We start from the raw sequence: 16,408 nt of genomic DNA, 5'->3' as shown, positions 1-16,408 counted from the left end.
TAAATTAATATTTAATAGATAGACGGTAATTGATTCTTTCTACCATTTCGTGATCTTTATCGTGCATTGCATCATATGCGGATTGATAATCGTACCCAACAATATCTCTAAAATCCTTAGCAATGAAACGACTTGCCTGGAGAATTTGATATAAGTCGGCAGCTTCATCTTTTGTAAGTGGAAGTTCTTTGCCATAAAACGGTAGATTCCATTTTGCTTGTGATAATTCATTATGCCATTTTGAATGTATCGTTGTACTTTCTTCTGAATATATTAACGGATGATTATAAAAGAGGTTGTTTAATATAGTGTCTAGATCTCGGGAAAGTACGTCAATTACTTTTCCGTTTTCTTCGGTTATAGGCAGATTCAAATCATATTCCAGGAGTTGTTCAGCCGTTCTTTCCAATGAATCGAAGTCGTTTAAATAATGACGCCCAATTTGCTCTTCAAGAACACTGATTTTTGCTTCTAATTGAGCATTCGTAGGACGAATAAACCAAACTGCAGTACATAAAGCTATTACTATTAATAATCCAATAACATACTTCAACCAATTCACTCTATCACTCTCCAATATTTTTTGTACATCTAAGCTTCCATACTTCTTCTATAAGAGAATGCAGAATACTCCATTGCACAGTATAATATTAACATATAATTTCCATTTTTATTTATTTTATCCAAATTGCACATTAAACAATGACTAACAATTAGTGACACTATTCAGACTTTCCCTGTATCACAATTCATAGGGCAAATGAATGAAGCGCTGTTTTGTATGAAAGTTTTACAGCTAATGTAATTACTTGCTATATAATGAAGAGCCTGTTTAAGAGTCATAACTATATCTACACCACAAACTTATTCCTGTACTTTTGCCCTATTTTCTCATCCTTTTAAGAATAATATAAGACGGAAGGAGGGATTTTAATGGACTATTCAGGATATGGTAATTGCTATGGTGGTTATGGTGGATACAATAGTTATAGCAATAACAATAGTTTAACGTTCGTTTTAATCGTCGTACTTTTCATACTTTTAGTTCTTGTCGGTGCTACTTTCCTACCAAACAAAAAATGCTAACAAAAAGTAGTAAGTGTTAGGGATGAGAGTCAATTAAGAATAACTTGTCATCTTTTTAATGTATTTTTTAACTTGGATCACTTCCCCGCTACCCGAGAGTGATCCTTTTATCGTTCCACCCTCGCATACATATTTAGTTCGAACCTTACTAATGCATACTTTAGTTCTGTTACCTACTAATTCTTTATCAATTATTCTATATTCTCTGTAGTTGCGTTACCTAGCTCTTTTTATTTTCAAATCATAGTCTATTAATGTAATGCTAGCCTTACAAAAACAGACAAGAAAAGGGGTGTTACAAATGGGTTGTAATTGTAGTAAATGTAGAAGTGAATCAAGTTCTAGTAATAATAAAGGTCGTTGCAATGGTTGTATCTGTGACCTATTAAGAGAATTAAGAAAAGGTACAGAAGTTGACGTTTTCTTATCCGGAGGAAAAATATTAGAAGATGTCGTTTTTAAAAGATTTGATCATAATAATTGCTGTGCATTCTTTATTGATACAGCAATAGAACGTGGTTCAACTCTTATCGTAGACTGTCAAAAAATTGATGCTCTACGAATTGAAGTAGACTAAGTTTCAGTAGGCCACTTTCTTAAAAAAGTGGTCTTTCTTCTGATTGACACTTTAATTCTGATTACCTTATAAAAAAAAGGCAGTGTTATAAGTCTAACGGGTTCGGTTGATGGGGAAAAAAATGCTAATAACATTCTAATTAGCATCATACTATACCCGCAAATTGGCAATATAAACGAGGAGTAAAAACGCTCAGATTTCTGAGCGTTTTTTGATGTAATATTTAACTAACCTAATTGAACTAAAGCCCTCCGTTACTGTAAGTGTATTTCCTCACAATCTCTCTTTGTATCGGACAACATATGGCGAGAGTAAAAAACCGATCATTGCGATAAGAGCTGCTCCACAAATGGTTAAAAATATATTATCGGAAGGAATAAGAAAAAATTGAGCTATCAGAAATGGTAACATCGTCAGGAATGTAACCGTAAATCTCCCAAAAATGGTTATCTTATGTATAGTTCCACAATTGTCACATTCAAGTGGTTCATATGTCCACTTATAAGATTTAAAGATTTTTCTCCAACCAAATTGACTATTGCATTTTATACATTTTTGCAAAAACTACGCCCCCCTTTCCGCTATTGACCTAAACTGCCCAGTTTGATTAAGTACATTACTTCACAATATATAAATTCATTTTAGCATAAAATTTCCATTTCCCTTTCAAAAGAAAGAATTTCGTTCGATTTATGCGAACATTTAGCACAAGTTTTGACATCGATTTTAACAAGCCCACATAAATTTATGCGGTGTTGCTGATTATGTTGCGAATTGAGGTATTAAAGACATTCCCTGAAGATATAAACACTGATACAACAGCAAAAAAGGAAGTGCGAATTAGTTTGCTAATTGCACTTCCAAAACCATTGTTATTTACTGTTTTCTCCCCAATATCCGAACCCGGTATTATCAGTCCTTTGACTTTTAACACTGCCTTGTTCGTAATAAGTAAGGAAAGTAACGGCTCCTGCCTACTTATTCACATATTAAAACTTGGCGCTCGAACTTGCCTTTTTTCAATACAGCCCGGTCTTTAATCGTTAAATTGGCGTGATGAATTTTATCATCCATCGTTTCGATGGTTACGATGACGACGCGTTTTGCGATTCTACGTGCATTCGTAATTATGCTCTGCTGCAATTCACTCGATATATGTGTAAATAAATTGTACGGCATATCAATAATTGCGACGTCATAACCTTCATCCGCTTCTTCAATTGGTCCGATCTCTACATTCGGTTCATATCCAAAGTGGCGTAAATTAATACGTGAACCCCATACGACACGCTTATTCATATCTCGTCCTTCAATATGAATGCCCATGCTCATTGCCTCAACTAAGACAGTACCAATTCCGCAGCATGGATCAATAATTTTCAATCCATCCGGATATGGAGCTGCAATATTCACAATAGCCCGCGCATCACGCGTACTAAGCGCAGTGGAGTACATTTCGGGCTTTTGCATATGCTTCAGCCATACAGACTCCCCGGCAACAAGCTCCCCTAAATAAAAGGTACCATCATGAATAGCTAACCCCAGTACTATATCAGGCTGTTCTAAATCCGGTTCAGCTTCTATCGCATAGCTAAGCTGTAGCATATACTCATTTCGAATCGTACGGTTTAAAGCTGGCTCGATCGCATCTCTACTATTATTTAAACAATGAATTTTAAAAGTCCGTTCTCCTAACTGTAGCTGTTTAGCAGTTTCTACAAGTTGTTCAAATGTATTTCCTTCAAGTAGTATATCAAGTCTTAGTCGCATATAAGGGCTTCGACTTGGTTCTACTTTTTTCTGGCTCATTAAAACATTACCTTCTACATGAAAATTAAAAAATGTGCGCATTTCCAGTCGTGAAAGTTCATATTCATCTTTTTGCCAGGCAAAACTGTATAAATACATTTCTGTCATTTATTTTTCGACAGTCTTTATTAATTGCGCAACAAATTCATAAAGTAGTTCACATACTTGTTCAATTGATAACTGATCATTAAAGCCCTCTATACAATCCACTGCAATATTCAGTTCCCAAAGCCCTTCTTGACCGGAAAAGGCTGCACTGCTGCTACCTAAAGCAGATTTTACATGCTCCTTTAAATAGCTGCGGATTGCTTCACTATGCTTCTTTTGTAGTTTTAATCCGAACAAAGCCGTATATAAATTAAATGCATCATCAAATTCAAGTGCAACGGCATCGATACGGATTTCATTAAATTGTGCACATTCAACATAGATAAATTCGCCCTGATTTTCCTTCAAATATTGAATAGGCGTCGATGCAAATGCACTACTTTCTGCAGTAATTGTATCTTCTGTTTCTTTACTGCATCGTTCTAATACTTCTAAATTTAATTTCATCATGTTTTAAATCCTTTCAAATATAATTCGCTCGTAAATTTCACCTTGTTTAGTATACATGACTATCGAATAATGCGCATTAGAAAGTATTTAATCGAAATTTGACGTACTTTGGCGCATCAGCTTTATGATTGATGTAAATTTTCTTTACGGCTCACTTTCAGTAACGAGCTATTTGATTTAATTAATGAAATGATGATAACAAGACAGAACGTAAACAAAATCCCCCCTGTAAATACAAATCCGGGTGTCCCTACTAAATTAAGTGCACCTAGAACCGATGATCCGGCAACTACACCAATAGAGAAAAACGCATAAAAATAACCATAAGCTTTGCCGCGAATTTCCTGCGTCGTAGCTTCGATTAAAAGGGCATTAATGGAAGGGAATAAAAAGGCAAACCCGATTCCGTATAGTGCTAGAATGCCATAAAGCATTGTCATTTCAGATGTCAGTCCAATGCCAATTTGGGCAATCCCCATTAATAGAACACCGATTAACAAAGTGTATTGGGCATTAAAATAATCAAATATTTTGTTCGTTGGTAAAATAAAAATCAATACAGCTACGATACCGAATACACTCAGTAATGTCCCGGCTACTCTGGAGCCATACCCTAAATCCTGCACATAAATCGGCAATAAGTACGCCAGCACCCCTTGAGAAAACATGAGGAAAAAGGCTCCACCATATGCTTTTAGCAAATTACTGTTCCAATGCAGCGTTTCGGAAGTCTTTTTCTTTTCACGTTTAGGCAACTGTGTGTTACGTAAAAATAGAAGTAGGCCGATCAATAGTACAAGCCCATATAACGCAACAAGGCTAAATACATTCGCCACAGATATTTTACTTGCTAAAATACCGCTCGAAGCTGGTCCAACAATTGCGGCGATCCCAACAAACGAGCCCGTAAACGCACTCCCACTGCCTTGTTCATTTGCTGCCCGCATATTCGCAAGCAGTGTAAATGCGGCCGGTGTTATAAATCCGCTACTGAAACCGTGAACACAACGTACAATTAATAGTACCGTCGTATTATCGACAAGCTGGTAGCATAGCAGTGATGCTACAGAAACAAATAGTCCAAAGACCAAAATTCGAAATGCTCCAATTTTGTCCGTATAAATGCCTGAAAATATATTCCCGAACGTATTCATAAATGAGTACAGTCCCACAACTATCCCAGCAATAAACGTAGAGGCACCAACAGATAGAGCATATGTACTCATAATCGGCAGCTGTACGAACAGGTCAAAGAAAGAAAAGAAAATAATAGCATAAACAAGCCATTGCTTAGGAAATGGCTTTATATGTAATAACGGCTGCATTTTTTTTAATTTAGAATCGAAAACAAAATTACCAAAAGGTATAAATGCGACAAAAATGGCTAAAAAGGACCAGCCGATATTCCATTGAATGCGTAATTGAACAATAGCAATTGCTAGTAAATAAAGTATAAATATGCCACCATGAATACTGCCATTTATCGTCACGAACTGCGGTAAATCAGCAAAGTATTTTAATGGCATGGAAATAAATAATAACGTAATGAGCGATAAACCATCAAGTAAGCCCATTATTCGTAAAAAACGTATCGGATGTATTCCCATTATGTCCTCCTGAAGAATGAAATCCCTCCTATTATAACATGGGTATTTCGATGTTACCTAACTAAATGAAAATTATTCTCATATAAATGTCAAATTTTAGAATTTTATAGGATATACATATTTACAGTTATTTAAAATATAAAATAAACTTAGTAATCAGAAGTAGAGTTTCAATGAATTAGGTGACTATAAAAGATAAGGATTATTATTATCTGTCTACTTTGTAGCCGTTGTTCTCCGTTACGGCGGACGCTTTCCTGGGGCACGGCTCGAGCCTGTAGTCTCTCCCACGTGCTTATCCCCTGGGAGTCGCCGCCTTCACTCCGAACAACTAATTTTCTCTCGAAACCGTCAAGCACAAACCAATGCCCCCCCTCTTCAGATCGTTCATACTAATTTTTTCCCTTATGTACATAAATTTCAGTATTTTGAAAAACGAACAATCACGATATTTTAAGCAATTCGTGATTGTTCGTCTTAAATATTTTTAGATTTTGCTTTCAATTAACTTATGGAATTCTTCTAAATATACCTTTTCTGCATCAGAAGCTCTATCTAATGAATTGATTGCACGATGCCATAATGGATAAATCGGTTCAAGTGCTGAGACACTATTAATTTGTGAAATATCCTCGTTAGTTAATTTCAGACTGTAAGATGCAATGTTTTCATGCAACTGTTCTTTCGTTCTTGCCGACAAGACAATTGAATCAACATTTGGTCGATCACGTAACCATGCTAGAACAACTTGTGCTACTGTCGCCTTATGTTTTGAAGCCACATCTTGCAATACATCGATTAAATTATAAAATAAATCCGGGTTTTTAATATATGTTTCCGGCCAACCATTACCTTGCCTTGTAGCAAGTTCCGCTTTATTATTTCTTGTATATTTACCAGTGAGCAGCCCTTCACCTAGTGGAGATCTAATACTATTAGCAATCCCGAATTCTTTACCGGCCGGCAAAATTTCGTACTCTGCCTCACGTGATTCTGGTGTGTAATAGATTTGCTGTGCAATTGGCGGGATCATATTATTTTCTACTGCCCACGTATGTGTCTTCGCAAGCGCCCAGCCGCTATAGTTAGATACCCCCCAATGACGAATTTTCCCTTTCTTAATGAGGTCATTCATCATTTCGACAGTTTCGCTTACCGGTACTTGCCCATCCCAGGAATGTACATAATATAAATCCAGATAGTCCGTACCAAGTCTTTTTAAGAGTATATCAATAGATGAATCAACGTTCAGTATAGCGCCTGTATCCGTGGGTTTATCTATCAGTTGAAATCCTGTTTTACTGCTGATAATCATATCTTGGCGCTTATTTCTTATCGCATTGCCAAAAATAACCTCTGCATCACCCTTCGTGTACATATTCGCTGTATCGAAATGGTTGATGCCATGATCTAGTGCATAATCCACCATATAGTTTGCCGTTGCCTGATCCATCGCCCCTGCTTCTTCAAGTCCATTTGTACTGAACATTACCGTACCCAAAGCATATTTAGAAACATTCAAACCGGATTTGCCAAATAAATTATAATCCATCATCATCCCTCCTATGCATGGGTTTTTCCACGTTCCGCATTAAATAAAACATTCTCTCATCAAGAACTTTGCCTTTTCTTGAAATAAGTCAAAACATTCCTTATAAAAAGCCTCCTTGTCGTGTCAGGGAGGGAAAAAAGGTTGAATAGCACAATATTTCGGGTATGAAAATATAGGCGAGTTGCTGCACAATGGTGCAACACCGAATGAACATTAAAATCAATCGATGGAAGGAGTGTTTCAGATGAGTAAAAAGAAAGAAATTAAAAAATTAAAGGACCATGCATTTGCAGATCTTTACTTAGTTGAAAAGGAATTTCAGCAAGTTGTAAAAAATACTTCGAATCAATCAGGTACTTTTAAATGGGTGGAGCTATTAAGCAATTATGAATTGGACGAATTTTATGGAAGGCGCAGAGATCGAAAATATGCAACGCTCACAGTAGAGCTGTATTCATTAACTGAACAACTATTAAAAGACATTTATAAAGTTATTTTTAAACATAAATATAAAAATACATCCGATAAAAATATCATTCTTGATTTAGAAGAGAAATTGGGAGATCATTTAAATTTTAAAAATAATACAAAATTATTAGCAAATCTTAGAAGCTGTATTGTTCATGAAGAATTCTCTTTAAAATCCGCAAGAAAAAAAATCAATATTAAAAAGAAAAACCGCGTCTTATTCAAACAATTAATGAAAGATGTTGATCTGTATATAGAGAATATAAAGGTAAAATAACGGGGCTTTCTAATTTGAATTTGATTTTTCTCTATTTGAAATTGCCGAGGGGTTCTGTGTAATATGGGGTTATTAATTTCAATAAAATCAAGATGCAGAGACTTACTTGATGAAGAGGGAAAAATAGTTGTTCGTAGTGAAGGCGGCGACTCCCAGGGGACAAGCACGAGGGAGAGACTACAGGCTCGAGCCGTGCCCCCAGGAAAGCGTCCGCCGTAACGGAGAACAACGACTACAGACGGCAAAAATATCATTTCATATGATCATCCAAAAAGTCCTTGCTAAAGCTTGTTTTAGAGGCATAACTTTTGGATTTTACCCGGACACCGCGCTTAATTGCCCCTTTTCCGAATTTCGTTTCAATTAAATCGACTAATTGCACAATCGGCTCGTCTTTAATATGTTGCTCGAAATTGAACAAATTCAGCTGCTGTGTCAGTTCTGATTGATCCACCACATTCGAAACAGTAACACCCAATAAACGGACAGGTGTTTCATCCCAGTAATCTGTGAACAGCTTCCAGGCGATTTCAAAAATTTCATCTGCCTGATGAACTGCATTACGAACCGTTTTACTACGTGATGAATTTTGCCAATCATAATTCCGAATTTGAATCGTTATGGTTGTTCCTGCTAAATACTTTACCTTTAACCGTTCCGCAACACTCTTACTTAACTTCTCAAACGTTTCCTTTAAAATGTAATACTCACTTTCATCCCTCGGCAGTGTCGTTGAATTACCTACACTTTTCGTATCGAATATCGAGTTTGGATCGACCGCTCGATTATCAATCCCATTCGCCCGCTTAATCAGGCGTACACCATTTTTGCCAAGCTCACTGTATAAAGTCCGTTCATTGGCATTGGCTAAATCACCGATTGTGAAAATTTGAATGGAATTTAATTTTTTCGCTGTTTTCTCCCCGACTCCGTGCATTGATACAACAGGTAGCGGCCAGAGTAGCTCTTTTAATTCCCTAATTCTTAAAACCGTTATACCCATTGGCTTTTTCATATTCGAAGCCGTTTTCGCTAAAAATTTATTCGGAGCTATACCAATCGAACATGGTAAATCGAGCTCATGTAATATACGTTGCTGAATTTCCTCCGCTATTTGTAACGGGTGACGCGTTTTTGAAAGCTCCGTTACATCCATATAACCTTCATCAATGGATACCGGCTCGACTATTTCAGTATAGCTTCGTAATATCGAAAAAATCGCTGCACTGGCTGCTCGATACTTCGGAAAGTCCGGTGGTAATAATAGCAGCTCAGGACATAACCGTTTTGCTTCTGCTACATTCATCGTCGTATAAATGCCTTTTGCTCGCGCTTCATAAGAGCTTGTCACAATAATGCCGCGACGTTCTTTTACATTTCCGGCTACAGCTATTGGTTTTCCTTTTAAACTTGGATCATGCGCCTGTTCGACAGATGCGTAAAAGCTATTCATATCTAAATGAAAGATAATGTTGGCTGCCATTTTCCCACCTCCTATCCATTTTATTTTTCTTCGATTATAGTTAATAACAGTGTAGACAGTTCATCAGGTGGATATGGCTTTGTAAAGTATTTTTCCACGTTGTATTTTTCCACATCAACCATCGACTTATCTAATGCAGACGAAATAATAATCGGTATGTCTTTTGTCTTTTCATTCGTACGTAAAAACTCGACTAAATCCATTCCGCTTAGATTCTCTCCAAACTTCAAATCCATAACGATTCCTACTAACGGCACTTGCTGGGCATCGTCCATTGCTCGCTCGATATCTTCATGATATAAAATCGAAAATCCTTTGCTTTTTAGCTCCTCCGATAATAACAGCGCCTGGCTAAAATCATCCTCTACAATCATAACCGTTGGATTGGCACTTGACCTATGCCCAGATAAGTCCTCCCTATTTACAATATTGGCTTGTTCAAACAATGGTAATGTAAAGTACACCGTTGTGCCAACATTCTCCTGAGATTCTATCCAAATTTCCCCATTATGATTTAAAACGATTTCCTTACTTAAAGCGAGCCCTAATCCAGTACCCCCTATTTTCCGTCGGGAGCTATTATCGATGCGCTTAAATTTCTGGAACAATGTCGGAATTTCACTTTCCGGTATACCGATCCCACTATCCTGAATCGATACTTTGACACAGTTATCAATTTTCTCAGCACGAATAATAATATCGCCGCCATTAGGAGAAAACTTAACCGCATTCCCGATTAAATTGATTAATAACTGTACTAGACGCTCTTCATCTGCCTTCACAAATGAACTTTCGGATAAGTCCTCAAATTGAACTTTATATTGCGAATTAAAGTCGAATTTATTCAATACTTCTTGAACTACTTCATTAAACGCTACTTTCTCCATGACATACACTTGTCTTCCTGACTCCATACGTTGAAGATCCAAAAAGTCGTTAATTAAGTTCGTTAAACGTCTTGCTTCTTTATGAATCGTCTCGATATAACGTTTTTGGCGTTCTGGCTGCATTTCTTTCGTCAATAGTAGTTCCGTAAAGCCTAAAACACTCGATAGTGGTGTACGTAGTTCATGACTTACTGTACTCACAAGCTCTGACTTCATCTGATCCACTTCGTATTCACTCGTAATATCACGGTGAACAAACATTGTGCCTACCTTTTCATCACCTTCAAATACGCTTGTCGCATAAACCTCTATAAATGACGTGATGTCATCGTTTATCGAATATCGCATTGTTCTCGTATTCGTAAATTGTTCAATAATGGCATTCTTTAAGAAAGAAATCAGCTCTTCCGGTTCGCCCACCATCCTTTGGAAATGCTTCATCCAAACTTCCTGCGGGACTTTTTCCTTAATTCCATAATGCGGATAGCGAATAATATTAAAGAGCGCTTCGTTTAAAAGCAATACCTCTCCGTAAATCGAGACGAATTGAATTCCTTCATTTGTTGTATCGATAATGCTTTGGTTTAGTTTTCTTGCACGTTCTACTTCCTCATACATAAATATCCGTTCAAAGGCAATCGAGGCCTGATTCATATGACCATTGATATCTGAATAGTCTGTTGCAGTGAACTTTCTTCCCTCGCGTGTTGCCAATAGAATGGCGACTAACTTTTTTTCGGAATTTAGTATACATGAATATAAGTCGTATGCATAATAGGTTGCGTCCGCTATATGTTGATGAGAGGGATTTACTTCCCGACAAATGACAAACGTCTTTTCTTCTTCCAGTCTAGCAATTTTATCAATATCGAGACTTTTGATTAACCGTTCAGTCGTCTCCTTTGCCAGCCCTTTCGATACATATTCATCGCTCCCTACTAAATATAGGAGGCTCGTATCAAACCCGTAAATACTGCGCAAATAGGCATGCAAATCCTGGAGCAACTTACCTTTGTCCAATGTGAAAGTCAATACGTGATTCAGCTCACTATATTGCTGCAGCTGATTCAATGATTGTTTCAGCTGTTCCTGGTTCCCCTGAAGCTCATCCTGCTGTGCCATTAATTCTTCGTTTTGAGTCGTTAATACTTCTTCCTTATCCTGTATGGAAAGCGTCATATTATAAAAGGAAGTAGCCAATAAACCTAGCTCATCCTCTTTCTTCTTAAGTGGAGTTATATCTACATAGATGCCACTAGCAAAGGCATCTGTTGCCGTTGTTAACTTTTCAATCGGCGAGATTAAATTTTGAATAACCTTCCGCAATATGATTCCGATAATGACTACGACAATCATGCCAAATAAAATATATAAAACCGTCAAAAGCTGCACTTGCTCTAGTGTTCGATTAAATAAATCCCTTACGATTAAATCCGTTTCAGCAGTGTATGTTTTCGTATACGAAATGAAATTGTTTACCAAATCATTTGTTCCGCTACTCGACAATTCACGCAGCGCTTCGTAATTATCCTCCTCGACATAGCCCATTGCTTTTGGCAGAATTTCATTTCGGTAAACAATTATAAAGTCACTTAATTCCTCATATAAAAGTCTTTCTTCATTAGAAAGCGGCAAATTTCCAAACTCTTCTAGATGCAATTCAAACCTATTCATTTCATCGTAAAGAGCATTTAATTCATTGGTCGCTTTAAAGGCATAATATCCTCTTGAGCGAAAGAAAATCCCATTGAAGCTTTCATCCAACTTCCTGACGAGCTGAGCCTTTTCATTGATGTCGTCGCGTTCTTCTATCAATCTTTCATTCGTTAAGCTTGTGTAAACAAAAAATGCCCCCACAAATAATATAAATAAAAATAACATCGACAGAAGCATCCGAACAAACTGATTTCGGACACTCTTTTTTACTGTGGGAATTAATTTAGGCATTACTTAACTCCTCTACAAAGGAAATTAATTTTATCGGGCTGAATGGTTTTGAGATGAAATATTTAGCGCCCTTTTCCATTGCAATTTGACGGTCCGATTCCTGCGCTTTCGCAGTCAGCATCACAATCGGCGTATTTTCTTTATACTCCGGAGAAAGCTTTTCGATTACTTCTATACCGGTTAAATCCGGCATCATATAATCGAGAAAAACTAAATCATAGCTGTTTTGCTGCATCTTGTTCAATGCATCCAAGCCATTGTCCGCTTCATCAATGATAAAATTAAAATCTTCCAGCGTGTCGCAAATAAGCATTCTTAATATTTCTTCATCATCTACGATTAAAATTCTATTCACTATTCCCGCCCCCTATTGACGAACTTTTACAAATAACTGATTGGCCAACTGCAAAATCCGGTTCGAAACATCCGCTATATTAAAAGGCTTCACTATGAAGTCATCCGCGCCATTAGCGAATGCTTCCAGTACATATTCCTCGTCATTACGACCGGTTAACATTGAAACAATCACATCGTTTGAAGAATGCTTTTTACGGATTTCCTTTAATACTTCCAAACCATCCATATGCGGCATAATGCCATCTAGCAAAATAATATATTTCGTGTTTTTGTCGTACCAATTGGAGTTTAAAAACTTTACGCCGTCTTCAAATGTAATGATTTCCAGTATATAATCCTCCGGTAACTTAATCTCAGCGAAATGATTTGTAATAAATTTACGAATAATCGAAACATCGTCTATAACGATTAATGTCACCTTTTGGATAATGCTATATGTTTCCTCCTCTGTGAACACAACGGATTGATTACGACCTGATACTTTTGCTTTATATAGTGCTCGATCTGCCTGTTCCAGCAACATTTTTGGATGTTTATTAGTTTCATCAATTTCAGTTATTCCAAAGGAAGCAGTAATTTCAAATACATTTTCGTTGCCTATATAGTGCTGTTCACTGACTAATTTCCTCATCCGCTCTACAACCCTGTAAGCTGCTTCTTTTGTAGTATTTGGCATAATGAGGACAAATTCCTCTCCGCCGTAGCGACAGAAAATATCTTCATTGCGCTTTGCAGCCATCACGGTCTTAGCAAAACCTCTTAATACTTCATCACCTTTAATATGGCCGTATGTATCGTTGACCTTTTTGAAGTAGTCAATGTCTGCAATCGCGACAGAAAATCCTTTTCGATCTTTTTCATATTGCTCCGTTAACATACTTAATTGATAGTTCATATATTTCCGGTTAAATACTTGTGTCAACTCATCAGTAACGATGGAAAGTTCAAGTGCCTGTTTAAATGATAAGCGGTTTCTTACATAGGCAGCTAAAATATTTCCATCGAGTGGCTTTTTAATAAAGTCCATTGCACCTAAATCATAAGCCTTTATCCGATTTTCCTTACTGTCATCCACGCTCATTATCGTAACGAACATATGATTGGAGCTGACTTTGTTAATGTTTTCCAAAATAGAAAACCCATTAATATCCGGTAATTTGATATCTAAAAAGACAAGTGCCGGGTTTAGCTCATAGATCAGCTCCAAACCACGCTGACCATTATGTGCAACAATTACTATAAAGCCTTTCGACTCCAAAATGTTCTTAATAAACGAGACAAATACCATATCATCGTCGATCACTAATATAAAGTTTTTATTAAATTGTTCATTTATATAGCGGGTTTCATTTATATCTGCATTACTGCGTTGCAGGTTTGTGTCGAAGAAGCTTACAACTTCCTCAATCTGCACTGTTAAACCTTTCCAGTCTTCTTTAGTCCATGTTTTTTTACTATTTTCCTCTAGTAAATCAAGCTTCTGGCCGGAAATTTCCGATAAATCTTCCATACCGATTGAGCCCGCAGTACCTTTTAAATTATGTAGGAAAGTGTATAAATCATGCTCCTGGATCGTTGGTTGTTGTTCCCATGATTGTATTGTGGCATTAATTCGATCACACATCATGATTTGATATTTGTCTTTAATCATCTACTCATCCCCTAAAATAGATTACCATTTCTCAAGTATAAAGCTGCATTTTTAATTACTATATCATTTATCAATGTATCTTGTATAATTTGTAAAATTAACGAGACTTTTTTAAAAAATTTGTCGCAAAATGATATTTTAACCGACTTTTCGAACACCCCCTATTTACCATTATCCACAAACGACGAATTACACAGTCATAAAGACCTACAAATAAAATAAAAAAAACGGATTCGATAAATTACTCGAAAATCCGTTTTTCCCCATTATTTACTTTGCGCTTTCATACGACTCTTCATATAATATTCAAATACTTCGATGGAAGATTTTTTGGGGATATATTGAAAACTTTCCTTAAGCTTTTGATTACTAAGCACTGGCCGATAGCGTAGAAAATCAACTTGTTCCTCACCGTATTGGCTCAAATTCAGCCTTTTTAAAATAAACAAACTGCCCTTTATCACATTCGAAGGTATTTTGATCACTTTTTTATTCAATAAAGCCCCAATTTCATCGATTGTGACAGCACCATCGCCAGCTAAATTGAAAATGCCAGTTGTTTCACTATCAATAGCCTGTGCAAAACAAGCTACAACATCCTGATCCCAAATAAAGACAAACGGACTTTTGGATTTCGACACACCGACCAACATTTTTTGTTCAAATAAATTCGTAATTTGATTGCGTACATTTTCCCCTAATATCGTTCCGATTCTAAAAATTGTCTGTTCAAGCTCTGGGTGCTGTAATCGGTATTGCTCAAGCATTTCTTCTACTAACCGCTTATGGTAGGAGTATGCAAATGCTTCATTACCGCGAATCGGATCGGTTTCCTCAATCCAATCGGCATTATCCGCATAATACCCATACGAGGCACCACTTGATGAAACAATAATACGCTTCACATTCGTCTGCACACATGCCTCTAAAATATTTTTTGTTCCTAAAACATCAACTGAATATTCAAATTCACGATTACTTTTCTTTCCTGGCGTCACAATAGAAGCTAAATGAACGACTACATTGACATCATATTGTTCAAAGTACCTCTGTGCTTCGTTGGACCTTACATCCAAAACGATATAGTGCAGATTGTCGTGTGCTTCAAACGGTGATGTTTCCCTAATATCTGCAGCGATAATCGTATGGCTTGTCGTTTCTAATAAATGGTGGACGAGCTGCTGACCTAAATAGCCGCCCGCACCTGTTATGAGAACATTCATGTATGGACCTCCTGATGAACGATAACGGTATTATCTGGAGCACGTCTTGACCAGTAAGTCGCAATGATTAGTCCTGAAATGATGTGCCAAATACCCCAAAATGCTGCGACAAGAGCCATTCCACCAAGTCCTCCAAAAAAGTTAAAAATTAATACTAAGCCAAGACCTGAATTTTGAATACCAACTTCAATGGCAATGGCACGCCGATCCCGATCGACAACCTTTAATGCTCGTGATGCAAAGTAACCTATGCATATAGCTAGTGCATTTTGAATAATGACCACCCATACAACTGCACCTACATTATCAATAAATGCTTCGAAATTGTTCGCTACCATAACGATGACAAATAAAACGAAAATAACAATAGATAGCTTCATCATAATTTGATTGAATCGTGCCGCAAATTTTGGCATGATCTTTCGGATATACATCCCAACAATAAGAGGCAATCCCAACATAAAGAAAATGGTCGTAAACATATCCACTACATTAATACTGAACGATGTCATAATTTCCTTTGTCGGTCCGTACATCGATGCCCAAAACATCGTATTCAACGGTGTCATTACGATTGCAATTACCGTAGAAATAGCTGACATGCTTATTGAAAGGGGGGTATTACCCTTTGCGTAATGTGTTAAGAAATTCGATAAATTCCCGCCAGGACAAGATGCGACTAAAAACAGACCTAGCGCAATGCTTGGAATAGGCTGGATGATACTGACGAGCACAAATGTAATCGCCGGTAATAGGAAAAATTGACAAGCAAGGCCGATTAAAGCAGGCTTCGGTGTTTTTAACGATCTCTTAAAATCCGAAACTTGTAAATCAAGCGCTACGCCAAACATAATAAAACCAATCACGATATTCATAATTAATAACGCAGTTTCATTAAAGTTGATTTGAATAGAATCGATTCCCAT

The 16,408-nt window shown here is 36.9% G+C and carries 14 protein-coding genes; 3 read left to right on the top strand and 11 right to left on the bottom strand.

The window, feature by feature from the left end:
* Positions 1 to 4: 4 nt before the first annotated feature.
* The gene (locus MKY13_RS08165; RefSeq protein WP_339216415.1) at positions 5 to 562 is read right to left on the bottom strand and encodes a hypothetical protein; all 558 of its coding nucleotides are present in this window, start codon (positions 560 to 562) and stop codon (positions 5 to 7) included.
* A 371-nt stretch (positions 563 to 933) separates the two neighbouring features.
* On the opposite strand from MKY13_RS08165, the gene MKY13_RS08160 reads away from it, so the two are divergent.
* Positions 934 to 1,086 (top strand): YjcZ family sporulation protein, encoded by a 153-nt coding sequence (locus tag MKY13_RS08160; RefSeq protein WP_339216413.1) that lies wholly within the window; start codon positions 934 to 936, stop codon positions 1,084 to 1,086.
* Positions 1,087 to 1,345: 259 nt separating this feature from the next.
* A complete protein-coding gene (locus MKY13_RS08155; protein WP_339216411.1) occupies positions 1,346 to 1,663 on the top strand; it encodes a hydrolase in 318 nt (105 codons plus the stop codon).
* Between the two features lie 978 nt (positions 1,664 to 2,641).
* On the opposite strand, the gene MKY13_RS08150 is transcribed toward MKY13_RS08155, so the two are convergent.
* The 4 genes from MKY13_RS08150 to MKY13_RS08135 form a co-directional block, all read right to left on the bottom strand.
* On the bottom strand, positions 2,642 to 3,580 hold the full coding sequence (locus MKY13_RS08150; RefSeq protein ID WP_191699126.1) for a methyltransferase domain-containing protein: 939 nt from the start codon (positions 3,578 to 3,580) through the stop codon (positions 2,642 to 2,644).
* Positions 3,581 to 4,030: a protoporphyrinogen oxidase gene (locus MKY13_RS08145; RefSeq protein ID WP_191699127.1), complete on the bottom strand. Its 450-nt coding sequence runs from the start codon at positions 4,028 to 4,030 to the stop codon at positions 3,581 to 3,583. It abuts the gene before it with no gap.
* 122 nt (positions 4,031 to 4,152) lie between these two features.
* Complete coding sequence (locus MKY13_RS08140; RefSeq protein ID WP_339216408.1) at positions 4,153 to 5,637, bottom strand: MFS transporter; 1,485 nt, start codon at positions 5,635 to 5,637, stop codon at positions 4,153 to 4,155.
* A 487-nt stretch (positions 5,638 to 6,124) separates the two neighbouring features.
* Positions 6,125 to 7,189 carry an aldo/keto reductase gene (locus tag MKY13_RS08135; RefSeq protein ID WP_339216406.1) on the bottom strand — a complete coding sequence of 355 codons (1,065 nt, stop codon included), beginning with the start codon at positions 7,187 to 7,189 and terminating at the stop codon, positions 6,125 to 6,127.
* Between the two features lie 226 nt (positions 7,190 to 7,415).
* Here MKY13_RS08135 and MKY13_RS08130 point away from each other — a divergent pair, with 226 nt between their 5' ends.
* Positions 7,416 to 7,934 (top strand): nucleoside-diphosphate sugar epimerase, encoded by a 519-nt coding sequence (locus MKY13_RS08130; RefSeq protein ID WP_339216404.1) that lies wholly within the window; start codon positions 7,416 to 7,418, stop codon positions 7,932 to 7,934.
* A 250-nt stretch (positions 7,935 to 8,184) separates the two neighbouring features.
* Here MKY13_RS08130 and MKY13_RS08125 read toward each other — a convergent pair whose 3' ends face one another.
* From MKY13_RS08125 to MKY13_RS08100, 6 genes are all read right to left on the bottom strand, one after another.
* On the bottom strand, positions 8,185 to 9,417 hold the full coding sequence (locus MKY13_RS08125; RefSeq protein WP_339216402.1) for a DNA polymerase IV: 1,233 nt from the start codon (positions 9,415 to 9,417) through the stop codon (positions 8,185 to 8,187).
* Positions 9,418 to 9,437: 20 nt separating this feature from the next.
* Positions 9,438 to 12,251, bottom strand: a complete 2,814-nt coding sequence (locus MKY13_RS08120) for an ATP-binding protein (RefSeq protein ID WP_339216400.1) — start codon at positions 12,249 to 12,251, stop codon at positions 9,438 to 9,440.
* Positions 12,244 to 12,606, bottom strand: a complete 363-nt coding sequence (locus MKY13_RS08115; RefSeq protein WP_339216398.1) for a response regulator — start codon at positions 12,604 to 12,606, stop codon at positions 12,244 to 12,246. Before MKY13_RS08115 ends, MKY13_RS08120 begins: the two co-directional genes overlap by 8 nt.
* A 12-nt stretch (positions 12,607 to 12,618) precedes the next feature.
* Positions 12,619 to 14,259, bottom strand: coding sequence for a diguanylate cyclase (locus MKY13_RS08110; RefSeq protein ID WP_339216396.1), 1,641 nt, complete (start codon positions 14,257 to 14,259; stop codon positions 12,619 to 12,621).
* A 266-nt stretch (positions 14,260 to 14,525) separates the two neighbouring features.
* Positions 14,526 to 15,482, bottom strand: coding sequence for an NAD-dependent epimerase/dehydratase family protein (locus MKY13_RS08105; protein ID WP_339216394.1), 957 nt, complete (start codon positions 15,480 to 15,482; stop codon positions 14,526 to 14,528).
* Positions 15,479 to 16,408, bottom strand: coding sequence for a bile acid:sodium symporter family protein (locus MKY13_RS08100; RefSeq protein ID WP_339216392.1), 930 nt, complete (start codon positions 16,406 to 16,408; stop codon positions 15,479 to 15,481). Before MKY13_RS08100 ends, MKY13_RS08105 begins: the two co-directional genes overlap by 4 nt.

The sequence above is a fragment of the Solibacillus sp. FSL W8-0372 genome, from assembly GCF_037969735.1.
In the GTDB taxonomy this organism is placed as follows: Bacteria; Bacillota; Bacilli; order Bacillales_A; family Planococcaceae; genus Solibacillus; species Solibacillus faecavium.
This window is presented reverse-complemented; position numbering and strand designations above follow the sequence as displayed.